The 23,689-nt window shown below is 71.0% G+C and carries 24 protein-coding genes and 1 tRNA gene; 17 read left to right on the top strand and 8 right to left on the bottom strand.

All coding sequences use genetic code 11. The annotated features are described in order from the left end of the window. Positions 1–3 precede the first annotated feature (3 nt). Entirely contained in the window at positions 4–1,344 is a 1,341-nt protein-coding gene (locus ACFVHK_RS11350) for an MFS transporter (RefSeq protein ID WP_376928904.1), read from the bottom strand. Between the two features lie 90 nt (positions 1,345–1,434). Between ACFVHK_RS11350 and ACFVHK_RS11345 the strand changes: the two genes are divergently transcribed. From ACFVHK_RS11345 to ndk, 5 genes are all read left to right on the top strand, one after another. Further along, positions 1,435–1,785 carry a GntR family transcriptional regulator gene (locus ACFVHK_RS11345; RefSeq protein ID WP_376928903.1) on the top strand — a complete coding sequence of 117 codons (351 nt, stop codon included), beginning with the start codon at positions 1,435–1,437 and terminating at the stop codon, positions 1,783–1,785. Positions 1,786–2,061: 276 nt separating this feature from the next. Further along, positions 2,062–5,388 carry an isoleucine--tRNA ligase gene (gene ileS, locus ACFVHK_RS11340; protein ID WP_376928902.1) on the top strand — a complete coding sequence of 1,109 codons (3,327 nt, stop codon included), beginning with the start codon at positions 2,062–2,064 and terminating at the stop codon, positions 5,386–5,388. Continuing rightward, a complete protein-coding gene (locus ACFVHK_RS11335; RefSeq protein WP_376928901.1) occupies positions 5,385–6,758 on the top strand; it encodes a bifunctional folylpolyglutamate synthase/dihydrofolate synthase in 1,374 nt (457 codons plus the stop codon). The genes ileS and ACFVHK_RS11335 overlap by 4 nt, the downstream gene beginning before the upstream one ends. A gap of 77 nt (positions 6,759–6,835) precedes the next feature. Then, positions 6,836–7,216 (top strand): DUF4233 domain-containing protein, encoded by a 381-nt coding sequence (locus tag ACFVHK_RS11330; RefSeq protein ID WP_376928900.1) that lies wholly within the window; start codon positions 6,836–6,838, stop codon positions 7,214–7,216. Next, positions 7,213–7,635 (top strand): nucleoside-diphosphate kinase, encoded by a 423-nt coding sequence (gene ndk / locus ACFVHK_RS11325; RefSeq protein ID WP_376928899.1) that lies wholly within the window; start codon positions 7,213–7,215, stop codon positions 7,633–7,635. The genes ACFVHK_RS11330 and ndk overlap by 4 nt, the downstream gene beginning before the upstream one ends. Positions 7,636–7,731: 96 nt before the next feature. On the opposite strand, the gene ACFVHK_RS11320 is transcribed toward ndk, so the two are convergent. Then, on the bottom strand, positions 7,732–8,355 hold the full coding sequence (locus tag ACFVHK_RS11320) for a vitamin K epoxide reductase family protein (protein WP_129235398.1): 624 nt from the start codon (positions 8,353–8,355) through the stop codon (positions 7,732–7,734). A gap of 272 nt (positions 8,356–8,627) precedes the next feature. Between ACFVHK_RS11320 and ACFVHK_RS11315 the strand changes: the two genes are divergently transcribed. After that, positions 8,628–11,411 (top strand): Rne/Rng family ribonuclease, encoded by a 2,784-nt coding sequence (locus ACFVHK_RS11315; protein WP_376928898.1) that lies wholly within the window; start codon positions 8,628–8,630, stop codon positions 11,409–11,411. Here the strand turns inward: ACFVHK_RS11315 and ACFVHK_RS11310 are convergent. Next, positions 11,397–11,678 carry a DUF4031 domain-containing protein gene (locus ACFVHK_RS11310; RefSeq protein WP_376928897.1) on the bottom strand — a complete coding sequence of 94 codons (282 nt, stop codon included), beginning with the start codon at positions 11,676–11,678 and terminating at the stop codon, positions 11,397–11,399. The genes ACFVHK_RS11315 and ACFVHK_RS11310 overlap by 15 nt on opposite strands. Before the next feature lie 237 nt (positions 11,679–11,915). Here ACFVHK_RS11310 and rplU point away from each other — a divergent pair, with 237 nt between their 5' ends. From rplU to ACFVHK_RS11260, 10 genes are all read left to right on the top strand, one after another. Continuing rightward, positions 11,916–12,224, top strand: a complete 309-nt coding sequence (gene rplU, locus ACFVHK_RS11305; protein WP_129234758.1) for a 50S ribosomal protein L21 — start codon at positions 11,916–11,918, stop codon at positions 12,222–12,224. Positions 12,225–12,245: 21 nt separating this feature from the next. Further along, positions 12,246–12,503: a 50S ribosomal protein L27 gene (gene rpmA / locus ACFVHK_RS11300; protein WP_067948501.1), complete on the top strand. Its 258-nt coding sequence runs from the start codon at positions 12,246–12,248 to the stop codon at positions 12,501–12,503. Positions 12,504–12,578: 75 nt separating this feature from the next. Beyond that, positions 12,579–14,114: a GTPase ObgE gene (obgE, locus tag ACFVHK_RS11295; RefSeq protein WP_376928896.1), complete on the top strand. Its 1,536-nt coding sequence runs from the start codon at positions 12,579–12,581 to the stop codon at positions 14,112–14,114. After that, positions 14,111–14,896, top strand: a complete 786-nt coding sequence (gene proB / locus ACFVHK_RS11290) for a glutamate 5-kinase (protein WP_129234760.1) — start codon at positions 14,111–14,113, stop codon at positions 14,894–14,896. Before obgE ends, proB begins: the two co-directional genes overlap by 4 nt. Before the next feature lie 46 nt (positions 14,897–14,942). Further along, positions 14,943–16,223, top strand: coding sequence for a glutamate-5-semialdehyde dehydrogenase (locus tag ACFVHK_RS11285; protein ID WP_376928895.1), 1,281 nt, complete (start codon positions 14,943–14,945; stop codon positions 16,221–16,223). A gap of 73 nt (positions 16,224–16,296) precedes the next feature. Then, positions 16,297–16,518 (top strand): hypothetical protein, encoded by a 222-nt coding sequence (locus ACFVHK_RS11280; RefSeq protein ID WP_129234762.1) that lies wholly within the window; start codon positions 16,297–16,299, stop codon positions 16,516–16,518. A 16-nt stretch (positions 16,519–16,534) separates the two neighbouring features. Further along, entirely contained in the window at positions 16,535–17,134 is a 600-nt protein-coding gene (nadD, locus tag ACFVHK_RS11275; protein ID WP_129234763.1) for a nicotinate-nucleotide adenylyltransferase, read from the top strand. 419 nt (positions 17,135–17,553) lie between these two features. Next, entirely contained in the window at positions 17,554–18,420 is an 867-nt protein-coding gene (locus ACFVHK_RS11270; RefSeq protein ID WP_376928894.1) for a hypothetical protein, read from the top strand. Between the two features lie 52 nt (positions 18,421–18,472). After that, positions 18,473–18,880: a ribosome silencing factor gene (gene rsfS, locus ACFVHK_RS11265; RefSeq protein ID WP_376928893.1), complete on the top strand. Its 408-nt coding sequence runs from the start codon at positions 18,473–18,475 to the stop codon at positions 18,878–18,880. Positions 18,881–18,972: 92 nt separating this feature from the next. Beyond that, a tRNA-Ala gene (locus ACFVHK_RS11260) sits at positions 18,973–19,048 on the top strand. 117 nt (positions 19,049–19,165) lie between these two features. Here the strand turns inward: ACFVHK_RS11260 and ACFVHK_RS11255 are convergent. From ACFVHK_RS11255 to ACFVHK_RS11235, 5 genes are all read right to left on the bottom strand, one after another. Further along, positions 19,166–19,615: a hypothetical protein gene (locus tag ACFVHK_RS11255; RefSeq protein ID WP_376928892.1), complete on the bottom strand. Its 450-nt coding sequence runs from the start codon at positions 19,613–19,615 to the stop codon at positions 19,166–19,168. 445 nt (positions 19,616–20,060) lie between these two features. Next, positions 20,061–20,243, bottom strand: a complete 183-nt coding sequence (locus ACFVHK_RS11250; protein ID WP_376928891.1) for a hypothetical protein — start codon at positions 20,241–20,243, stop codon at positions 20,061–20,063. Between the two features lie 141 nt (positions 20,244–20,384). Beyond that, the gene (locus ACFVHK_RS11245; RefSeq protein ID WP_376928890.1) at positions 20,385–20,837 is read right to left on the bottom strand and encodes a hypothetical protein; all 453 of its coding nucleotides are present in this window, start codon (positions 20,835–20,837) and stop codon (positions 20,385–20,387) included. Between the two features lie 3 nt (positions 20,838–20,840). Further along, a complete protein-coding gene (locus ACFVHK_RS11240) occupies positions 20,841–22,481 on the bottom strand; it encodes a hypothetical protein (protein ID WP_376928889.1) in 1,641 nt (546 codons plus the stop codon). Positions 22,482–22,796: 315 nt separating this feature from the next. Further along, a complete protein-coding gene (locus ACFVHK_RS11235; protein WP_129235834.1) occupies positions 22,797–23,012 on the bottom strand; it encodes a hypothetical protein in 216 nt (71 codons plus the stop codon). 121 nt (positions 23,013–23,133) lie between these two features. Here ACFVHK_RS11235 and ACFVHK_RS11230 point away from each other — a divergent pair, with 121 nt between their 5' ends. Then, a complete protein-coding gene (locus ACFVHK_RS11230) occupies positions 23,134–23,640 on the top strand; it encodes a hypothetical protein (RefSeq protein WP_376928888.1) in 507 nt (168 codons plus the stop codon). The last annotated feature ends 49 nt before the right edge of the window (positions 23,641–23,689 follow it).

Raw genomic sequence — 23,689 nt, 5'->3', positions numbered from 1 at the left:
GCCTCAGACGCTCGCGGGCGCCACCTCGCGGCCGTCCTCGGAGATCGGCGCGTGCCGCACGCGCGCCGCCGCCCACGCGGAGACCAGCGTGATCGCGGAGAGCAGCGCGAGGACGACGCCGGGGTGCCACCAGACGTATCCGGTCGACTCGCCGAGCAGCGTCGTCACGAGCGGGATGAACCCGCTGACCGCCGCCGCGACCGCGTAGGCGACCGAGAGCGCCGAGTACCTGTAGTGGTCGGCGAACAGGTCGTTCATGAGCCCGCCGAGCGCGGCCCACGACATCGTCGGCAGGATGCCGCCGACGATCATCGTGCCGACGAGCACCGGGAAGCTCGAGAACTGCAGCAGCCAGTACATCGGGAACGTGATGAGCAGCGTGCCGAGGGCGCCGTACGCGACGACCTTCGCCGAGCCGACTCGCGTCGCCCAGCGGCCGAACAGCGGGATCGTGATCAGCTGCAGCAGCCCGCCGATCGTGGTCGCCACGAGCAGGTCCTGGAAGCTGAAGCCGAGCGCCGTCACGCCGTAGTTGATCGTGTACGTGTTCATCAGCGAGTACGAGCCGATGCCGAGCAGTGCCGCGCCGAACGCGATGAGGAGGGCGGTCGGCTGCGCGCGGAACATCGTGGCGAACGGCACGCGGTCGCGTCGCTGCTCCGAGACGACGGCCTTGAACACGGGCGTCTCATCGATGGTCAGGCGGAGGTAGAGCGAGACGGCGAGGAGCGGGATCGCGAGGAGGAACGGGATGCGCCAGCCCCACGCCGCGAGTTCCTCGGCCGGAAGGGCGAGCGTCATCACGATGAACACGACCGCGGAGAGGATCGAGCCGACGGGCGAGCCCAGCTGCGGCACCGCCGCGTAGAAGGCCCGCTTGACGGGGCTGGAGTGCTCGGTCGCGAGGAGGATCGAACCGCCCCACTCGCCGCCGAGCGAGAGGCCCTGCGCCACGCGCAGCAGGACGAGCAGCACGGCGCCGAGCCATCCGGCCTGCGCGTACGTCGGGAGCAGGCCGATGAGGCCGGTCGCGACGCCCATGATGCCGATGGTCCAGAGCAGGGTCGCGCGTCGGCCGAGGCGGTCGCCCATGTGGCCGAAGATCGCGGCGCCGAGCGGGCGGACGACGAACGCGACGCCGATCGTGGCGAACGCGGCGAGCGTGCCGCCGAACTGCCCGAGCGGGTCGAAGAACAGCGGGCCGATGAAGTAGGCGCTGAAGTAGGCGAACACGTAGAAGTCGAAGGACTCGAGCGACGTGCCGATCATGGACGCCCAGGCGACGCGCCGGACGGGCGACGACGAGGCGGGAAGGGAAGCAGGGGATGGGGCTTCGGTGGTCACGGGGAGCCATCCTGACAGCGAGCGGATGCCTCGACAAGCCGAATGCGATAGATGTGCTATCGCGGCTATCGCAACTGCTACCATCGGTCGGTGCGCATCACGCTCGACGCCGCCGCCCCGGGGCCGATCTTCGAACGGCTCGCCGCCGCCCTCCGCGCCGCGATCGTCGACGGTCGGATCGGGTTCGGCGAGCGACTGCCGCCCGCCCGCGGGCTCGCCGAACAGCTCGGCGTGAACGTCAACACCGCACTCCGCGCGTACCGGCTGCTCCGGGAGGAGGGCTTCATCGACCTGCATCCCGGCCGGGGCGCGACGGTCGCGAAGCGGCTGGGCCACCACACCGCGCTGGCCGGCGCCATCCACGACCTCGTCGACGAGGCCCGGCTGAACGGCGTGGACCGGGAGGCGCTGCTCGCCCTCGTCCGCGAGGCCTGGCGCTGAGCCGTCCTGGAGCGGCTCGGTGCCGGGGCGCGACGCGGGGGCGCGCGCGGTACCATTGACGGCAACGACATCGATCCGGCCATCACCGGGGAGTCTTCGGAAGAACGCGGAACGGGCGCCTCGGCATCCGTCTCGTCACTAGAACCGAACGGGTCCAGCCCGTCACAGCTGACGAACGAGAGGTCCCGCATCGCCGGGGCAAGCGGGGTGGTACCGCGGTTGGGCTCGACGAGCCGGCCGTCCTCGTGAACCGGCGAGATCCAGCAGGAGCGAGCGTTGTACCCCAAGGGCCACGACCCCGAGCAGCAGTCCGTCACGCCGTCGCCGTCCTTCCCGGCGATCGAGCAGGAGATGCTCGCGCACTGGAAGGCCGACGGCACGTTCCAGGCCTCGATCGACCAGCGCGAGGGCGCCGAGGAGTGGGTCTTCTACGACGGCCCTCCGTTCGCCAACGGCCTGCCGCACTACGGCCACCTGCTGACCGGCTACGCGAAGGACGTCTTCCCGCGCTTCCAGACCATGCGCGGCAAGCAGGTGCACCGCCGCTTCGGCTGGGACACCCACGGCCTGCCCGCCGAACTCGAGGCGGAGCGCCAGCTCGGCATCACCGACAAGGTGCAGATCGAGGAGATGGGCATCGCCGCGTTCAACCGCGCCGCGCGAGAGGCCGTGCTCCGGTACACCGAGGAGTGGCAGGACTACGTCACCCGCCAGGCGCGCTGGGTCGACTTCGAGAACGACTACAAGACGCTCGACGTGACCTTCATGGAGTCCGTGCTCTGGGCGTTCAAGACGCTGCACGAGAAGGGCCTCGCCTACGAGGGCCACCGCGTGCTGCCGTACTGCTGGCGCGACCAGACGCCGCTGTCGAACCACGAGCTGCGCATGGACGACGACGTCTACAAGCCGCGCCAGGACCAGACCGTCACGGTCACGTTCCCGCTCACCGGCCCGAAGGCCGAGGCGCTCGGCCTCACCGCGGTGCGGGCGCTCGCCTGGACGACCACGCCCTGGACCCTGCCCACGAACTTCGCGCTCGCCGTCGGGCCCGAGATCACCTACGCCGTCGTGCCGGCCGGCCCGAACGGCACGCCCGACGCCACCGTGCTCCGCGAGCACGCCCCGGGCGGCCCCGACGACACCGAGGTCCTGGGCGCCGAGTACATGCTCGCGCTCGACCTCGTCGGCAACTACGCGAAGGACCTCGGCTACGACTCCGCCGACGAGGCGCGCGCGGCCGTGTCGCGCACCGTGGTCGGCGCCGAGCTCGAGGACGTCACCTACGACCGGCTGTTCGACTACTACGCCGACGTCGAGCGGTTCGGCCTCGAGCGCGCCTGGCGCGTGCTCCTGGCCGACTACGTCACGACCGAGGACGGCACGGGCATCGTCCACCAGGCTCCCGCCTACGGCGAGGAGGACCAGAAGGTCTGCGAGGCGCACGGCATCCCCGTCGTGATCTCGGTCGACGACTCGGGCCGGTTCCTCCCCGAGGTGACGGATGTCGCCGGCCTGCTCTGGTCGGACGCGAACAAGCCGCTCACGCAGCTGCTGAAGGCCGAAGGGCGCCTGCTCCGCCAGGCGAGCTACGAGCACTCGTACCCGCACTGCTGGCGCTGCCGGAACCCGCTCATCTACAAGGCGGTCTCCAGCTGGTTCGTCCGCGTCCCCGAGTTCCGCGACCGCATGAGCGAGCTCAACGAGGACATCACCTGGGTCCCCGAGAACGTCAAGTACGGCCAGTTCGGCAAGTGGGTGGGCAACGCCCGCGACTGGTCGATCAGCCGCAACCGCTACTTCGGCTCGCCGATCCCGGTGTGGAAGAGCGACGACCCCGAGTACCCGCGCGTCGACGTGTACGGCTCGCTCGAGGAGCTCGAGCGCGACTTCGGCCGCGTGCCGACCAACCCCGAGGGCGAGCCCGACCTCCACCGCCCGTACATCGACGAGCTCACCCGGCCGAACCCCGACGACCCGACCGGGAAGTCGACGATGCGCCGGATCAGCGACGTGTTCGACGTGTGGTTCGACTCGGGCTCGATGCCCTTCGCGCAGGTGCACTACCCGTTCGAGAACGAGGACTGGTTCGACACCCACAACCCGGCCGACTTCATCGTCGAGTACATCGGGCAGACGCGCGGCTGGTTCTACGTCATGCACGTGCTCGCGACCGCGCTCTTCGACCGCCCGGCGTTCAAGAACGTCGTGAGCCACGGCATCGTGCTCGGCAGCGACGGGCAGAAGATGTCGAAGTCGCTGCGCAACTACCCCGACGTCTCCGAGGTGTTCGAGCGCGACGGATCCGACGCGATGCGCTGGTTCCTCATGTCGAGCCCCGTGCTGCGCGGCGGCAACCTCGTGGTCACCGAGGAGGGCATCCGCGAGGGCGTGCGCCAGCTCATGCTGCCGCTCTGGAGCACGTGGTACTTCTTCTCCCTGTACGCCAACACGGCGAGGGAGGGCGGCTACGAGGCCTCGCGCTCGACCGCGTCGACCGACGTGCTCGACCGGTACCTGCTGGCCAAGCTGCGCGACCTCGTCGAGGCCGTCACGGCCGACTACGAGGACTTCGACACGACGCTCGCCTCGCAGAAGCTCCGCGACTTCGGCGACGTGCTCACGAACTGGTACGTGCGCCGATCGCGCGAACGGTTCTGGCAGGGCGTGGGTGCCGACGGCTCGGGCGCCGAGGCGTTCGACACGCTCTACACGGTGCTCGAGACGCTCACGCGCCTCGCGGCACCGATGCTGCCGCTCGTGACCGAGAAGGTGTGGCGCGGACTCACCGGCGGTCGCAGCGTGCACCTGGCCGACTGGCCGGTCGCCGACGAGTTCCCGGCCGACGGCGACCTCGTCGCCGCGATGGACGCCGTGCGCGAGGTCACCGGTGCGGTGCTCGCGCTCCGCAAGCAGGCCGGTCGTCGCGTGCGCCTGCCGCTCGCGTCGCTCACGGTCGTGACGACGGATGCCGCGAGCCTCGCGCCGTTCGAGTCGATCCTGCGCGACGAGCTCAACGTCAAGCGCGTCGACCTCGTCGAGCTCGACGACTCGAGCGCCGCGGCGTACGGCGTGACCAAGCGCCTCACGGTGAATGCCCGCGCGGCGGGCCCGCGACTCGGCAAGCAGGTGCAGCAGGCCATCCAGGCGGCCCGCGGTGGCGACTGGTCGGTCGACGGCGACGTGGTCGTGGCCGGCGGCATCGCGCTCGAGCCGGGCGAGTACGAGCTCGTGCTCGAGGCGAGCGGCGGTGCCGACGGCGGCAACGCGCTCGGCCTCCTCGCCGACGGCGGCTTCGCGATCCTCGACGTGCGCACGACCCCCGAGCTCGAGGCCGAGGGGCTCGCGCGCGACATCGTGCGGGCCGTGCAGGAGTCGCGGAAGGCCGCGGGGCTCGAGGTCGGCGACCGCATCCGCCTCGACCTCACGCTCGACGCCGCCGGTGCGGCGGCCGCCGAAGCGCACCGCGACCTCATCGGCCGCGAGACGCTCGCACCCGAGGTGCTCGTCACGGTCGGCGAGGTCGACGGCGACGGAGCGCACAAGGTCGGCGACGGGTCGAGGCTGCTCGTCTCGGTCGCGAAGCTCGCGGAGGCCGTCCGATGACCGACGCGATCCCCGCGTCCACGCCCGAGGAGCGCGACGCGGCCGACGCCGTGTACGCCGACCTGCTGGCGCGCGTCGGCGAGTCGGCGCCGCAGCCTCGGCTGGAGGCGACCCGGCGCGCGGTCGAGCTCCTCGGCGATCCGCACCGCGCCGCACCCGTCATCCACCTGACCGGCACGAACGGCAAGACGTCGACGAGCCGGATGATCGAGTCGATCCTCCGCGCGCAGGGGCTCCGGACCGGCCTGCTCACGAGCCCGCACCTCGTGCGGTTCACCGAACGGATCCGGATCGACGGCGAGCCGATCGCCGACGAGGCCGTCGCCCGGATCTGGGAGGAGATCGCCCCCGTCGTCGCGATCGTCGACGCCGAGCTCGCCGCGCGCGGCGAGGAGGCGCTCACGTTCTTCGAGGCGCTCACCGCCCTCGCCTTCGCGGCGTTCGCCGACGCGCCCGTCGACGTCGTCGTGCTCGAGGTCGGCATGGGCGGTGAGTGGGACTCCACGAACGTCGCCGACGGCCAGGTCGCCGTGATCACGCCCATCGCGATCGACCACGAGCAGCGGCTCGGCCGGACCATCGCCGAGATCGCCCGGACCAAGGCCGGCATCATCAAGCCGGGCGCCGAGGTCGTCACCGCGTTCCAGGACCCTGCCGCGCTCACCGTGCTGAGCGAGGTCGCCGAGCGGAACGACGCGAGCCTCGCGGTCGAGGGCGGAGCGTTCGCCGTGCTCGACTCGCGCGTGGCCGTGGGCGGGCAGCTCGTGTCGGTCCGGGGGCTCGCGGGGGAGTACCGCGAGCTCGCCCTTCCCCTGCACGGTCGTCACCAGGCCGAGAACGCCGCCGTCGCGATCGCCGCCGTCGAGGCGTTCCTCGGACGCGCCGTCCGCCTGGCCGACGACGTGCTCGAGGCCGGCCTCGGCGCCGTGACCTCGCCGGGCCGACTGCAGCTCGTCTCGACCGACCCGACGATCCTCGTGGACGCCGCCCACAACCCGCACGGCGCCGCGGCGCTCGTGGCGGCGCTCGGCGAGGTGTTCGACTTCGACGAGCTCGTGATCGTGCTCGGCGTCCTCGGCGACAAGGACGCCGCGGGCATCGTGCGCGCCCTCGAACCGACCGGCGCGCACTTCATCGTGACCCGCTCCGAGTCCGATCGCGCCGTTCCCGCCGACGAGCTCGCGGCCCTCGTCGCGGGTGTCGTCGGCCCGGAGCGGGTCGACGTCGCCGAGCGGCTCGAGGACGCGCTCGACGAGGCCCGCGACTGGGCGGGCCGCGGCGAGAAGCGCGGCGTGGTGGTCACCGGATCGATCACGCTCGTGGGCGACGTGCTCGCGATCGCGGACGACCGCGGCTGGAGCGATCGATGACCGCCGAGGCGCCGGATCCGATCGACGACGCCACTGGAGCCGGCGCGCCGCTCCGTCCGGTCCGCCGCGCTCGCTCCGTGAGGGAGAGCCTCGCGTCGATCGTGCTCACGTTCGAGATCGTCGTCGTCTTCCTCGCGGCCCTCGTGATCTGGGGCCTCTCCCGCGAGGACGGCGGCGCGTTCGGCCTGCCGACCTGGGCGCCGCTCGCCGCGGGCGGCGTGGTCATCCTCGGCCTGGTCGTCACCATCCCCCTGCTCCGGTACGAGTGGGCGTACGTGCTGGGCTGGGCCCTGCAGGTGCTGCTCCTCGCCTCGGGGCTCCTCAACCCGGCGATGTTCGTCGTCGGCGCGCTGTTCGGCGGCATGTGGGCGTACTGCATGATCGTCGGCGCGCGCATCGATCGTGCCCGCGAGGCTGCCGCCGCCGCGGACGCCGAACCTGGAAAGGAACCCGAATGACCACCGCCATCGAAGAGACCCTCGTCCTCGTCAAGCCGGACGGCGTCGCCCGCAACCTCACCGGCGAGATCCTGCGCCGCATCGAGGCGAAGGGCTACTCGCTCGTCGACATCCGCATGGTGCAGGCCGACCGCGACCTGCTCGCCCGGCACTACGCCGAGCACGAGGGCAAGCCGTTCTACGAGCCGCTCATGGAGTTCATGGAGTCGGGTCCCGTCGTCGCGATTCGCGTCGCCGGCAACCGCGTGATCGAGGGGTTCCGCGTGCTCGCGGGGGCGACCGACCCGACGACCGCGCTGCCCGGGACGATCCGCGGCGACTTCGGCCGCGACTGGGGCCTGAAGGTCCAGCAGAACCTCGTCCACGGTTCCGACTCGGTCGAGTCCGCCGAGCGCGAACTGTCGCTCTGGTTCGCCTGACCCACGTGCGGCACGGGGCCGCGGCATCCGATCAGCGGATGCCGCGGCCCCGCCGTCGTCCGGGCGCCGACGCGCCGCGGCGGCACCGCGAGCGGGTCAGAAGAGGTTCTGCAGGTCGATGACGACCCGCGGGATCGCGTTCATCTGCGCCTGCGCCAGGACGATCACGATCGCGTAGCACGCGGCGGTGATGACGACGACCCACCCCAGGGCGGAGGACCCGAACCGCCTGAGCCCGGGCGAATCGCCGAACACGCCGTCGCGGAGGTTTCGCAGGGTGACGACGAGGAACGTCGGGATCGTCACGGCCCAGGTGAGCATGCACCAGGGGCACAGCACGTCGAGCACGTAGATGCTCTGGTAGATCAGCCAGCCGACGAAGACGACGGCGCCGGTGACGCCGACGTTCAGCCCGATCCAGAACCATCGCGCGAACCGCGCGCCCGCGAGCAGCGCCATCGCGATCGTGATGACGACCGGCCAGGCCATGAGGCCGATGAACGGATTGGGGAAGCCGAAGAGGCTGCCCTGCCACGACGCGAGGTTCGTGCTGCACCCGACGAGCACGCCCACGTTGCAGTTCGGGATGTGGCTCGGATCGGCGAGCGTGAGCACCTTCTCGAGCGACAGCTCGAACGCCGCGAGCAGTCCCAGAGCCCCCGCGATGAGGAGGAAGACGGCCACGCCGATCGGCCGGGATGCGCGGGGGGAGTCGGGCATGCCCACGATTCTGGCACGCCGATTCGACGGTCCGCTGGGTGAGCGTGCGATAATCGTTGCAGTCGCCCGGGCCGCGCCCGGTGCGACGCCAACGAGGGCTTCGAGGATGCACCGCATCCCATCCGCGGAGGAACCGCGAGATTTGGCGTCACCGGCACCCGCCGGGCGCAGCAGTGAAGGATTGGCGGTATGGCGCGAACGGCGCTGAACCGCTCTGAGGAGTACGGGAACGATGGCGCGGCCGTCGGCCCCGGTGTAGGAGTGCACCAGAGATGGTGGAAGACAACGCAACACCGCCGATCGAACCCGGGGGCGATGAGCCTCGTCGTCTCGGCGGGATCTTCGGGGCGCGTCGCCCGGGCCGTCGGGCGCAGGTCGTGCCGCGGTCCGCGGCCGAGGCCTCGACGAACGTCGACGACGCCGCCGGGAACGCCCCGGTCGACGAGACCGCAGTGTCCGCGACCGAGGAGACCACGCCGGCCGAGCAGCCGGCGGTCGATCAGGCTGCCGCTGACCAGCCCGCCGCTGACCAGCCCGGAGCCGAGCAGGCCGCGGAGCCGTCGCCCGATGCGGGCGCGCCGGCGGCCGAGCCCGAGCCCGACGACGCGTCGGCCGAGACCGGCGGCGCCGCAGCCGAGGCCGAGGCGGATGCCTCGGTCGACGGCACCGCCGCCGAGGCATCCGAGTCCGGCGAATCGACTTCGGCCGAGTCGCCGATCCCGCCGGTGCTCTCGACCACGTCGCTCATCTTCCATGCCCCGCCCGTGTACACCCCGCCGGCCGGGTCCGGACCCGAGCGCGACGACGATCGCGCCGCCGGGCGCGAGGCTGCAGACCGCGAGGCCTCGAGCGTGCGCCGCCGCTCGCGTCGGCGCAGCGGCGACGAGTCGCGCGGGAACGAGGACGATCCCGCGAACACGGTCGTCAAGGTCCGCAAGCCGCGCGAGCCCGAGCTCATCACCGAGCCCCAGAAGGTGAAGGGCTCCACGCGCCTCGAGGCGAAGAAGCAGCGTCGCCGCGACGGTCGCGACGCCGGTCGCCGTCGTGCGGTGATCACCGAGGCCGAGTTCCTCGCGCGCCGCGAGTCGGTCGACCGCCGGATGGTCGTCCGCCAGAAGGGCGGTCGCATCCAGATCGGCGTGCTGGAGGACGACGTGCTCGTCGAGCACTACGTCGCCCGCAACCAGGACGCGTCGCTGATCGGCAACGTCTACCTCGGGCGCGTCCAGAACGTGCTGCCCTCGATGGAGGCCGCCTTCGTCGACATCGGCCGCGGTCGCAACGCCGTGCTCTACTCGGGCGAGGTCGACTGGGACGCCGCCGCCGAGAACGGCGAGAAGAACCAGCCGCGCCGCATCGAGCTCGCACTGAAGCCGGGCGACCGCGTCCTCGTGCAGGTCACGAAGGACCCGGTCGGCCACAAGGGCGCCCGACTGACGAGCCAGATCTCGCTGCCCGGCCGTTACCTCGTGTACGTGCCGAACGGCTCGATGAACGGGATCAGCCGCAAGCTGCCCGACACCGAGCGAGCACGGCTGAAGAAGATCCTGAAGGAGGTGCTCCCCGAGAACCAGGGCGTCATCGTCCGCACGGCCGCCGAGGGCGCCACCGAGGAGCAGCTCACGCGCGACGTGAACCGCCTGATCTCGCAGTGGCAGGACATCTCGCAGACCGTCGAGAAGGCCCAGGCCCCGGCCCTGCTGCACTCCGAGCCCGACCTGCTCATCAAGATCGTCCGCGACGTCTTCAACGAGGACTTCCAGAAGATGATCATCGCGGGCGACGAGGCGCGTCGGACCATCGAGAAGTACCTCGGCCAGGTCGCACCCGACCTGCTCGAGCGCGTCGAGGCGTACGAGGGCGAGCGCGACGCGTTCGACGAGTTCCGCATCTCCGAGCAGATCGAGAAGGCGCTCGACCGCAAGGTCTGGCTGCCGTCGGGCGGTTCGCTCATCATCGACCGCACCGAGGCGATGACCGTCGTCGACGTCAACACGGGCAAGTTCGTCGGCTCCGGCGGCAACCTCGAGGAGACGGTGACCAAGAACAACCTCGAGGCGGCCGAGGAGATCGTCCGCCAGCTGCGGCTCCGCGACATCGGCGGCATCATCGTGGTCGACTTCATCGACATGGTCCTCGAGTCCAATCGCGACCTCGTGCTGCGCCGGCTCGTCGAGTGCCTCTCCCGCGACCGCACGAAGCACCAGGTCGCCGAGGTCACCTCGCTCGGCCTCGTGCAGATGACCCGCAAGAAGCTCGGCCTGGGGCTCCTCGAGACCTTCAGCGAGCCCTGCGAGGTCTGCGCCGGTCGGGGCATCATCGTGCACCACGAGCCGGTGGCGAAGCACCGCGCGCCCCAGCAGCAGGTCGAGCGCCGTCGCAACCGCGGCGGCGGCAACGGCGGCGGCCAGCCGCAGCAGCCGGCGACCGACAAGGCGCACCAGGGCACCCACGCGATCACGGAGGACGTCAAGAACGCCCTCGCGCAGATCGCGGCGTCCACCGTCGCGCACCAGGAGCAGCGTCCCGCCGCGGCGGCGACCGCAGCCGACGGGGCGGCGGCCGCCGATGCGACGCAGGCTCCCGTGGCCGGAGGCGAGGCGACGGATGCCGCGCAGGCCGGCACCGAGCCGGCGCCGCGCAGCGAGCGCCGCCGCGGTCGACGCCGCGCGTCGCGCGGATCGGGTTCGCAGCAGCAGGGCGGCGATCGCTCGCCGTCCGGCGAGCGTGAATCGCGCGAGGAGCGCCCGGCCGATGTCTCGTCCGAGCGCCCCGCCGAGGAGTCACCGGTCGCCGCCGACGACGCGGCCTCGCGTCAGGCGGCGCTCATCGACCTGCCCGAGGCGCCCGCCCGTCGCGAGCGGCCGACGCGCGCGGTCGAGGCCGAGACGCTCCTCGACTCCGTGCTCGATTCGCTCCCCGCGCCGAAGGCAGCGGGGGAGGGACGCACGCGCTCGCGCAGTCGCCGCGTGTCCACCCCCGCACTGAGCCCGGCGGGCGCCCCGCCGGTCATCACGCGGCCCGACGGCTCGGAGGCGGACTCAGCCTCCGAGTGAGGCGCGCCGCTCGCGCGGCGTGACCCGCAGGCCGCTCGCCGCGAGACGACGAACGAGGTCGCGCGCCGGGACGGGCTCCGCCCCGGCCGCGACGAGCTCGTCATAGCGTTCGACGGGCACGTCGTAGTGGTCGAGGTCGAAGCCCCGACGGGGGATGCCCGTCCGGTCGGCGAACGCGACGAGTTCCTCGATCGACGTGTCGCTCACCAGGTGGGACCACACGGTGCCGTGCTTGGGCCAGAGCGGCGGGTCGATCAGCACGGCCATGGGCCGAGTGTACGCCGCGGCCGCGGCATCCGCTCGGGGTCCTGCGACACGCGGTCGACGCCCGTTTGACCGCCTTGCGGGCATCCGGTAAACTCGACCGTTGGTGCCACCGCTTATCCCGGCCGGCACGCACAGTTTTCTGGCAGTGACGACCCTCCTTCCCGCTGGGGTCTCCCGCGCAGTGACATCCCATCAAGTAGACGGAGTCGCAAGGCTCCCCGGAGATAGGTACGAGAAGTGGTTTACGCAGTAGTGCGCGCCGGTGGTCGGCAGGAGAAGGTCGAGGTCGGCACCATCGTGACGATGGACCGGATCAAGGCCGACAAGGACGGCAACGTGCAGCTCACGCCCGTCCTCCTCGTCGACGGCGACAAGATCACCTCCGACGCGAAGTCGCTCGCCAAGGTCACGGTCACGGCCGAGGTCCTGAACGACCTGCGCGGTCCGAAGATCGTGATCCAGAAGTTCAAGAACAAGACCGGCTACAAGAAGCGCCAGGGCCACCGTCAGGAGCTCACGCGCGTCAAGATCACCGGCATCAAGTAACGGCCAGAGGAGACAGGGACAATGGCACACAAGAAGGGTGCGAGCTCCACTCGCAACGGTCGTGACTCGAACGCCAAGCGCCTCGGCGTGAAGCGCTTCGGTGGCCAGGTCGTCTCGGCGGGCGAGATCCTCGTCCGCCAGCGCGGCACCCACTTCCACCCCGGTGCGGGCGTGGGTCGCGGCGGCGACGACACGCTGTTCGCCCTCGAGGCGGGCGCGGTCGAGTTCGGCAACAAGGGCGGCCGCAAGGTCGTGAACATCGTCTCGGTCGACGCGTAAGCAGCGACCGGTTTTCGTGAGGGCGGGCTTCGGCTCGCCCTCACGTGTTTCCCGAGAAGGAGTAGTGATGCGGCGATGGTGAGCTTCGTCGACCAGGTGCGCCTGTTCCTGCGCGCCGGCCACGGCGGCAACGGCTGCGTGTCGGTGCGCCGTGAGAAGTTCAAGCCGCTCGCCGGCCCCGACGGCGGGAACGGCGGCGACGGCGGCGACATCGTCCTCGTGGCCGACCCGCAGGTCACGACCCTGCTCGCCTACCACGGCCGCCCGCACCGCTCGTCCGAGAACGGCCAGCCCGGCGCGGGCGACAACCGCTCGGGCGCCGCGGGCGAGATCCTGGAGCTGCCCGTGCCCGTCGGCACGGTCGTCAAGGACGACGCCGGCACCGAACTCGTCGACCTGACCGAGGCCGGCATGCGGTTCGTCGTCGCGCCCGGCGGCCAGGGTGGACTCGGCAACGCGGCGCTCGCCTCCCCGAAGCGGAAGGCCCCCGGCTTCGCACTGCTCGGCACGCCCGGCCACGAGGGCGAGGTCACCCTCGAGCTGAAGACCATCGCGGATGTCGCGCTCGTCGGCTTCCCGTCGGCCGGCAAGTCGAGCCTCATCGCCGCGCTGTCCGCGGCGCGGCCCAAGATCGCCGACTACCCGTTCACCACGCTGCACCCGAACCTCGGCGTCGTGCAGGCCGGCGACCACAGGTTCACCGTCGCCGACGTCCCCGGGCTCATCGAGGGCGCGAGCGAGGGCAAGGGCCTCGGGCTCGAGTTCCTCCGCCACGTCGAGCGCTGCTCGGCGCTGCTCCACGTGCTCGACTGCGCCACGCTCGAGCCGGGCCGCGACCCCATCACCGACCTCGAGGTGATCCTCCGCGAACTCGAGGCGTACGAGGTTCCCGAAGGGCAGGTGCCGCTCCTCGAACGTCCGCAGCTCGTCGCGCTCAACAAGATCGACGTCCCCGAGGCCCGCGAACTCGCGGACTTCGTCCGCCCGGAGCTCGAGTCGCGCGGCTACCGCGTGTTCGAGATCTCGACGGTGAGCCACGAGGGCCTCCGCCAGCTCGGCTTCGCGCTCGGCGAGGAGGTCGACCGTGCCCGAGCCCAGGCGGCGCAGGAGCCCGAGGCGCCCCGCATCGTGCTCCGGCCCAGGGCGGTCCGCGAGCCCGAGTTCGTGGTCAAGCCCGAGGGCGGCAGCTACGGCACGATCTATCGCGTGCTCGGCACCAAGCCCGAGCGCTGGGTCGCGCAGACCGACTTCCAGAACGACGAGGCCGTCGGCTACCTCGCCGACCGGCTCGCCCGCCTCGGCGTCGAGGACGAACTCGTCCGCGCCGGCGCGGTGGCCGGCTCGACCGTGGTCATCGGACCGGGTGCCGGCGTCGTCTTCGACTGGGAGCCGACGCTCACCTCGACGGCCGAGCTGATGTCGTCCCCCCGCGGCACAGACGACCGACTCGACGAGCGCCGCCGCGCCACTCGCGCGGAACGACGCAGCGGCTACCACGAGCGCATGGACGCGAAGGCCGAGGCCCGCGCCGAACTCGAGCGTGAGCGCGAGGCCGGCATCTGGGCCGGCGACCAGGACGCCGCGGGCACCGACGACGAGGGGCGGGGATGACCGGTCTGACCCGCGACGGGATCGCCTCCGCACGGCGCATCGTCGTGAAGGTCGGATCCTCCTCGATCTCCGGGGAGAACGTCGGCCAGATCGCCCCGCTCGTCGACGCCCTCGCGGGCGCGCACGCGCGGGGCGCCGAGGTCGTGCTCGTCTCCTCGGGTGCGATCGCGACCGGGATGCCGTACCTGGCGCTGGACGCTCGACCCGATGACCTCGCGACCCAGCAGGCCGCGGCATCCGTCGGCCAGAACATCCTCATCTACCGGTACCAGGAGTCGCTGCGGCGCTACCGGATCGTCGCCGGCCAGGTCCTGCTGACCGCGGGCGACCTCGAGAACTCGACCCACCGGCTGAACGCCCAGCGCGCCATGGAACGTCTGCTCGGCCTGCGGATCCTGCCCATCGTGAACGAGAACGACACGGTCGCGACTCACGAGATCCGGTTCGGCGACAACGACCGGCTCGCCGCGATGGTCGCCGAGCTCACGGGTGCCGACCTGCTCGTCCTGCTCTCCGACGTCGACGCGCTCTACACGCGGCCGCCGCACCTGCCGGGTGCCGAGCGCATCGCGCACGTGCCCTTCGGCGACGAGCTCGCGGGCATCGAGATCGGCTCGATCGGCCGCGCCGGCGTCGGGACCGGCGGTGCGGAGACCAAGGTCTCGGCCGCACGGATCGCCGCGGCATCCGGCACCGGCGTGCTCGTGACGGCGACCTCGCTCGTCGACGAGGCGCTCGCCGGCGAACCCGTCGGGACCTGGTTCGAGCCCGCAGCAGGCTGACGTCACACGCGGCATCCGGCCCTCGGCGCGGAACTAGGCTGGACGCATGACCGACGTCCGCACCGCCCCCGCAGACCTCGCCGAGGTGCTCGACGCGCGCCTCGCCGCCGCCGAGGAGGCGTCGCGGCGCCTCGCCCGCGCGACCACCGCCGAGAAGGATGCCGCGCTCGCGGCGATCGCAGAGCGGCTCCGAGCGCGGGTCGACGACATCGTCGCGGCGAACCGCGAGGACCTCGAACGGGGCCGCGAGTCGGGCCTCGGCACCGGCCTGCTGGACCGCCTCACGCTCGACGAGGCGCGCATCGGCGCCATCGCCGACGCCGTGCTCGACGTCGTCGGGCTCGGCGACCCGGTGGGCGAGACCGTGAGCGGCCGCACGCTCCCGAACGGGGTGCGCATCGAGCAGGTGCGCGTGCCGCTCGGCGTCGTCGGGGCCATCTACGAGGCCCGGCCGAACGTCACCGTCGACATCGCGGCGCTCGCGCTGAAGAGCGGCAACGCGGTCGCCCTCCGCGGCGGCTCCGCCGCCGAGCGCACCAACGCCGTGCTCGTCGACGTGCTCCGCGAGGCGATCGCGGGCACCGGTCTCCCGGGCGACGTCGTGCAGACCGTCGACGACTACGGCCGCGAGGGAGCCCGTCACCTCATGCGTGCGCGCGACCACGTCGACGTCCTCATCCCGCGGGGGAGCGCAGCGCTGATCCGTGCCGTCGTCGACGAGGCGACCGTGCCGGTCATCGAGACCGGAGCGGGCGTCGTCCACATGTTCCTCGACGCGAGTGCGCGCGAGGACTGGGCCGTCGACCTCGTGCACAACGCCAAGGTGCAGCGGCCCAGCGTCTGCAACGCGCTCGAGACGCTGCTCGTGCACGCCGACGCCGCCGACCGGCTCCTGCCGCCAGTGCTCGCCCGGCTCGAGGCATCCGGGGTCACGGTGCACGGCGACGATCGCGTTCGCGCCCTGCACCCCGATGCGCTGCCGACCACCGACGAGGACTGGGCCACGGAGCACATGAGCCTCGACCTCAACGTCGGCGTGGTGGACTCGCTCGACGACGCGCTCGCGCACATCCGGCGGTACTCGACGAAGCACACCGAGTCGATCGTCACGAACGACCTGGGCAACGCCGAGCGCTTCCTCGACGAGGTGGATGCCGCGGCGGTCATGGTGAACGCGTCGACGCGCTTCACCGACGGCGCGGAGTTCGGCTTCGGCGCCGAGGTCGGGATCTCGACGCAGAAGCTGCACGCCCGCGGCCCGATGGGCCTGCCCGAGCTCACGAGCACGAAGTGGATCGTGCGGGGCTCCGGTCACGTGCGCGCCTGAGCCGCGGCCCGCCCGCGCGCACCGATAGACTGTCCGCAGCGTCACCCACCCGAAACACCTGGAGGAACGGCCGATGAGCCTGGCGACCGCACTGCAGACCATCACGGTCCTGACCGAGACCGAGTTCGCGAGGGAGCTCCCGTTCGACCCGATCTGGTACGGAGTGATCGTCTTCGGGATCTTCGCGGCGCTCGGCGTCGTCGTCTACTCGTACCGCGACGTGGCGAACCGCCACCGCTCCAAGGCCGAGGCGTACGCCGCCCGCCACGCGGGAAGCGAGCACGGCGGTCACTGACCCCGTCGATCCGGCCATGAGCTCGGCAGCGCGGCGCCCGCGCCTCGGCGTGATGGGCGGAACCTTCGACCCCATCCACCACGGGCACCTCGTGGCGGCGAGCGAGGTCGCCCAGGAGCTCGGCCTCGACGAGGTGGTGTTCGTGCCGACCGGGCGGCCGTACTACAAGGAGGTCGTGACGCCGGCCGAGCACCGCTACCTCATGACGGTGATCGCCACCGCGTCCAATCCGCGGTTCACGGTCAGCCGGGTCGACATCGATCGCGAGAAGCCGACGTACACGATCGACACGCTGCGCGACATCCGTCGGGAGCGACCGGATTCCGACCTGTTCTTCATCTCCGGCGCCGATGCGATCGCCCAGATCCTGTCGTGGAAGGACGTGGCGGAGCTCTGGAGCCTCGCGCATTTCGTCGCTGTGAGTCGACCGGGACATGTACTGTCCGTTTCGGGTCTGCCGGAGCAGGACGTAAGCTTGCTGGAAGTCCCGGCGTTGGCGATCTCGTCGACCGATTGCCGGGATCGAGTGCACCGGGGATCACCGGTGTGGTACCTGGTGCCTGATGGGGTCGTCCAGTACATCTCCAAGCACCACCTCTACCGGAGTGTCGAATGACGTCGTCGCAGGAACCGCCGCTCACGCGCCGCGAGATGCGTGAGCGCGAGCGCCTGCTGGAACAGCAGCGCGCCGCGTCGTCGTCGGCGCCTGACGCCGCCGCACCTGCGCCCGCGCAGCCGTCGCCGCCGCGTCCCCAGCAGTATCCGCAGCAGCAGGCTCAGCCCGCGTACCCGCAGGGGCAGGACCCGCGCGCGGCGCAACCCGCCCGGCCGGCGCCAGGCGTGCCGTCCGGCACGCCTCCGGAGCGCCGGGCCGACCCCCGTCAGGCGGATCCGCGCCAGGCCCCGCCGGCGCAGCGGCCGCCGCAGGGCTGGAACGACCCGCGCAGGCAGCAGGGACCGCCTGCGCCGGGCGCGCCGACGCAGGCGCCGCAGCGCGCTGCGCAACCACCGCGGTCCGCCACGACGTCGGGCCCGATGCCCGTTCCCGTGGACGACCGGCCGTATCCCGGTCCGAGGCAGGCCACGCCCGGCGCGGCTCCGCCGCGGCCCCCGCAGGGGCCGCCGCGAAGCGCGCCCGCACCGCAGACCACGCCCGAGCGCACGCTCACGCGTCGTGAGCTCCGCGCGATGCTCGAATCGCACTCGGGCGACGGCTTCGACGACGACCTCGAGCCCGAGGCCGCGCCGCCGCATCCGATGCCCGCGGGCGTCGGTCAGCGCCAACCGAACGCGCCGGTCGCCGGGCTCCCGCACGACGAGGGGCAGCCGCCGCGGCACCCGCACCAGTCCGCGCCGACGCGGGCGGCAGCACCGCACACGACGGTCGACGCCGGCCTGGACGAGCCCGTCGTGGCACCGAAGCCGGTCGGGCACTGGACCTCGCAGCTGAACCTTCCCGACGACCACTCGGAGCCGTACGACCAGCTCCTGTCGCGGGGCGGCTCGCCGCGCGGCGTCCCGACGACGACGAACGCGCTCATCCTGCCGTCGCTGCCCGACCAGGGTCCGCTCGGTCAGCAGCTCGCCCCGAGCGGCGAGATCATCGTGACGGGATCGATCGACCTGCCGCGAAGCTACGGCGCGACCGGGGTGCACCCGAGCCAGGTCGACTCCAGCGACGTCGATCGCCTGTTCGACTCGGTCGAGGACGTCGCCGGCCCCGGCGTCGCGCCGGTCTCCGCGACACGGGCGATCAGCACGCAGCAGCCGAGCAAGGCGATGATGGCGCCTCCGAGCAAGGAGGGCATGAACGTGCCCCTCGTGCTCGCGGTCACCGCGGGCGTGCTCGCACTCGGAGTGGTGGCGACGCTCGTCGTCGGCGCGATGGCAGGGCTCTTCTGATCGAGGACATGATGGGGGCGGGCCGCACGCCGGCCTCCGGGAAGTCGAGGACATGACCGCAACCGACCACGCACACCGCCTGCTCGCCATCGCCGCGCGCGCGGCGGACGCGAAGGGCGGTGAGGATCTCGTCGCGCTCGACGTGTCCGAGCCGTTGCCGTTCGCGGACGTCTTCCTGCTCGTCACCGGCACCGCCGAGCGCAATGTCGTCGCGATCGCCGATGCGGTCGTCGAAGCGCTCCGCGAGGAGGGCCAGGACCTCTCGCGCCGCGAGGGACGCGATGGGGGGCGTTGGGCCCTGCTCGACTTCGGCGACCTCGTCGTTCACGTCTTCCACCGCGAGGAGCGCATGTACTACGGGCTGGAGCGTCTCTGGCGCGACTGCCCGGCCATTCCGGTGGGACCGCTGCTCGAGCGCGACGGGTCGTCGACCGGCCCAGGGACGTCGTCGCAGGGCTGAGCCCGGCTCGATTTCGCATCCTCCCGAGGGCTGGTGTAATCTGAATCCGTTGCCCCGAAGGGGGCGGCACACCGACCGAGTCGGTGCAGAACGGGTCTGTGGCGCAGCTGGTAGCGCACCTGCATGGCATGCAGGGGGTCAGGGGTTCGAGTCCCCTCAGATCCACCAAGAACCCCTGATGAATCGCGAGATTCTCAGGGGTTTTCTCGTTGCTGAGGGGCTGCTGAAGGGCGCTCCCGGTCACTGGACGTCATCACGAACTGCGCGTCGGGGTGGTGAGCGACCTCACTCGGCTGGGAGGAAGAAGTTCACTGCCTTTCTGTCGGTGAGGCCGAACTCCGCCACTTGAGTGAATTCGCCGAGGCCCAGGTCGTGCAATTCCGGAGGAAGGGTTCGAGGGTCGAGCGCGACGGCGTATGAAGCTTCCTTGCTTGGGACATTGATGCTCCAACTGCCGTCCGCGTCGGTGCACGTGACGACAGCGAAGCCGGAACCATTGGAGACGCTGACCGCCGCGCCGGCGATCCGCTCATCGTCGCCAATGCGGACGTTACCGCCGAACTGGTAGATGCCGTCGCCTGCCGTCCCCGACGGCGTGCACTCCGCCCGTTCTGGCGCCGCCTCGATCGGCGTCTGCGTCAGCTGGTCGGTGGCCAGGGCGCTCGCACACGAAGTCAGCGTCAACGAGAATGCGGCCACGATCGTGGCTCCGACGAGGGGGCGGTTTCGGGTCATCATCTTCTCCTGGGCGTCACGGCAGAGCACGAAACTATCGGCTCCCGACTGCCGGGCTGCACCCCCAGAACGGAGGGTCTTCCCCGGCGTGCGGCCCCGGTGCTCCGCACATTTCCCCAGAAGCTCGACCACCCGTTGTCGCGATAGGAACCGACATGAGCTCCCACACGGACCAGGTGGGCGGCGATCGCCGCCGCCGCGCTCGGCCTCATCCTTGCCGCGACCACCGCGGTCGCCCCCGCCACCGCTGCGAAGCCTGTGAAGGGCGGAACCACCACCCCGACACAGACCGTCCAGTACGACTGCGGATCCTTCCACGACCGCACCGGGCCCTGCAGATAGGAGAGGAGCTCACCACTGTGCAGTCGATCGACCGGGAGAACGCGATGTGGGAGGCAGAACAGGCGGCCTGCGCGGCACCTGCCTGAGCTTGGCGCCGCGGAGCTCAGTCTCGGCGGAAGGTAATGAACAAGCCACCGGTCGTGGTCCCGCTAGTCCCCGGAGAGACGTGGATGGGTTCCCACCGGTCCTCGGCCATCGTGTTCATCGCCTTGGTGGCCTCGGGCACATCCTGCGCAGGTAGCTCGTACACGTGATCGCGCACCCAGATCACCTTGTATTCGGCCACCGCGTCTCCCTCCGGCGCATACGAGTCCAGTGCGCATCCTACGGCTGCGCCTCCTTCACGACTGCGAGCTCGTCCCAGCGCGTCGTCCCGCGGTGACAGCCGTTCACCGTCTGCCTCGATCGACCGCGGCCCACGCCCTGATCAGTTATCCGCCCAGCTCGGCGACCCGGCACCCGGCTCCGCCCAGCTCGGCTGCCATGGCTCGGCGTTCTCCAGCTGCGCGTTCAACTCGGCCTCGTACTCGCGGCCAGACTCAAGAATCTCCGCTTCGGTGACGAAGTCATCCCACCCGCGGAGGCTCGGCCGGTGCGCGGATAGCCCGTTCTGGCAGATGACGTCGTTGTGCCAGTTCCCATCGAACGTCGGGTCGTACGTGCATGTCCACCTGCTCGGGGCGGCGTCCTCGATCGCTGCCTGGATATCCTCGTCCGACGGCACGTACTCCTCGTACTGGCCTCGCTCCTCGAACTCCGGGACGTACTCATCGCCGCCCCCGCCGAACCGCGGGCTCGAGTACCCGGAACAGCCGGACAGGAGCAGCAACGCAGCGGCCGCAAGTGCGAGCGCTTTGCCGTCGCCAGATGCTTTCGCCATCGATCAGCTCACGTATCCCTGCACGAATGCTCCATAGCCCTTCGACGCGGATCCACACGTGTCATCGGTGTGGGTTTCGACGCGGAGCTCGTCGACGCCCGATACGTCCAGTTGTTGCCGGGTCAGGGGGTCACCGGTTGTTGTTTGTCCGGTCAGAAGCTGAACGCCGTCGCCGAGCAGGGTGTAGGTGGCGGTGAGCCCAGCTGGAGTGTGCGCTTGCAGCGCGAACCCGAAGTCGAAGCTCTGGTACTGCCCGCCGAGCTGGTAGGTGGTGTCGCTGGTGCGGCGCCCGCACCCGATCCACTGGTTCGCGCTGAACGGGTAGGAGCCTTCGACACCCGGAAGTGTGGCGATGTCCTGCTCGCCACTGGCGGACTCGGATGCGTTGCTCGGGATCCCGAACAGCCATATCGCTCCCTCTGGTGGCTCGCGGAGCGCGTCTTCCGGTACGAGGTACACCGTGAACGACTCAACGTTCTGGCCGCTGGCTTCACGCCAGAGACCCTCGATCTGCGTGGCGAGCAGCCCGGGACCGGTAGAGATGATGCCCAGCAGATCCCCGCCGACCCCGCCGACCCCTACCGCCACGCAGTCGACGATGGCGGAGAACTGCTCTGCGCTGCCTTCGATGGTCGACTCAAGCGCACCCGTGGCGCATTCGAACCAGTCGACCGTTTCCATCCACTCGTCAGGAAGCACCATGCCGAGCCCGAATGCGATCGCTGCGACCTGGGTGAGACCGGGTTCGATCTTCATCTCGAAGTAGCTCTGGTCGAACTCCTCGAACGCGGCGTTCATCGAACCTCCAGCCAAGAGGACCGCTTCGCCTTCCAAGGAGCCAGACTCAAGCAGACGGGTCGCCAGCACTGCGGTGGCGAGGCCGGACGCGTCGAGCGCCGTCATCCGGCCCCACTGAGGCCGAGGGTGGGCGAGCAGCTCGAACACCAGTCCGCTGTTCGATGTCAGGTCGACAGCGACCTCGCCGTTGCCGTCGACACCGGCGCACACCCATGCCGAATCGGGCCAAGGGTCAGCGAGGACGTACATGCCGGACACCGGATCGGGTTCGTCGACGCAGCCCGGCTTGGTGGTCCTCACCGAGTTGGCGGTGTCAATCCACGCTCCGAACTGCTGACCGAAGGACGAATCGTCGACATGGGTCACCGCGTACCAGGAGAGGTGGTCGGCGACAATGGTCGCGGTGCTGGCCTGAGCGTCGAACACTGACTCCACGAACTCGACGCCACGCCCCGCTTCATCCGATTCCCGGATCACGAAGGTCCTGTCCGGGTCTGCCCCCTCCGGTACCGGGAGCGTGATCGACAGGGGCGATGACGGCTGCAGTCCGTCGCCGAGTTCGACGTTCACGCCGCTGCCGAGTGCGGCCGCGAAGCTGAACTCGTCAGGGATCGGCGCGTCAACCAGTTCGGCGGACACCTCGGTGCCCTCGGGTGCGGCGCCTGCCGGCCCGGTCACGGTGGTGCCCCCTTCGAGTTCGAGCGTGAAGCCGTCCTTACCGACCACGGTGCTCGCTTCGGCTCCGGGCGGAGGCTCAGGAGCACATCCGGGGAGCAGGGTGACGGTGAGCGCGACGATCACGCCGAACGCAGGAAAGGAGGCGGGCCGAGGGAGTCGGGTCGTCACCGCTGAACTGTATCGACCCGCGTGTCGGACGCGCGAGAACCTCAGCACCCCCAGGATCGGGGACAAACCGCCCGATTCGGCGTGCACGTCCGCGCATGAACCCAGCCGCCCGCCCCGCTCTTCCTTATACTTGCTGGCATCCACAACCAAACACGTGCGCGCCAGCTAAGGTGCCTCCCGTCAGGGGGTCAGGGGTTCGAGTCCCCTCAGATCCAGCGAAGAAGCCCCCGAGCGAATCGCTCGGGGGTTTCGTCGTTCACTGGTTCGCTCGTGGCGGGGGACGCCCCGCGGCCGTCGCGCGCGATCGCGGACCGGTCAGGCGGCGTGCGTGGCGTGCGAGCGACGCGCGCGGATGATCGACTCGGGCGCGGCCGTGAGCCGCCCCTGCCGCCCCTCTTCGGTCAGGTACTGCACGCGGATGCCGCGCCCGACCCGCGCGACCCTGGTGATCTCGTACGAGCCGCCGGTCGCGCTGACGAGGACGTCGCCCACGGCGAGCTCCCTGGCCTGCATCAGTTCGACGATTCCCATGTCGAGAGGTTCTCACCACCCACCGACATTCCCGCGTCCGATGATCCGGCGCGCTTGCTTGACCGCCCCAGCGCCCCGGCCCACAATTGGGGGACATGCCAACACTGGGGGATTGCGCGATATGAGCGACACGACCACCCGCCCCGTCGACCACACGGGCGGCGACGGCGCCTACGGCGACACCGTCGTCTTCCAGACCGAACCCGAGAGTGCGGAGGCGCCGACCGACTCGACGGCCAAGCGCGGTTCGTGGAGCCGCGACCTCCGTTTCATGCTCGTCGTGCTCGTCGCGATCGCGGCGCTGTTCCTGGCGTTCGCACTGGTCGTCGCCTTCAGTCCCGACGCCTCCGGCATCGCGGCGCTGGCGGTCGTCGCGGCTCCGATCGCGACCATGGTCGCGGCCTACTACGGGATCTCGCTCGCCCTGCGCCAGGTGGCGGAGGCACGGCGTTCCGCCGATGCCGCCGACGCCCGGGCCCGCGCGGCCGAGACGAGCGCCCGCGAGTCCGACGCCTGGGCGGCGCAGATGGAGTCCGGACTGCGCGTCGCGGTCGCGAAGCTCGAGGCGGCCCGCATCGAGACCCGCGACGTCCAGCGCGCCGCCGGCACTCCCGACGACTTCTTCTAGACCGGCTGGAGCCCGGAAACGGCGAAGGCGCATCCGCCAGGATGCGCCC

This window comes from Agromyces binzhouensis, from assembly GCF_042672355.1.
Taxonomy (GTDB): Bacteria; Actinomycetota; Actinomycetes; order Actinomycetales; family Microbacteriaceae; genus Agromyces; species Agromyces binzhouensis.
Note: the sequence above shows the minus strand (reverse complement) of the source record. Positions and strands in the feature narration are given on the sequence as shown.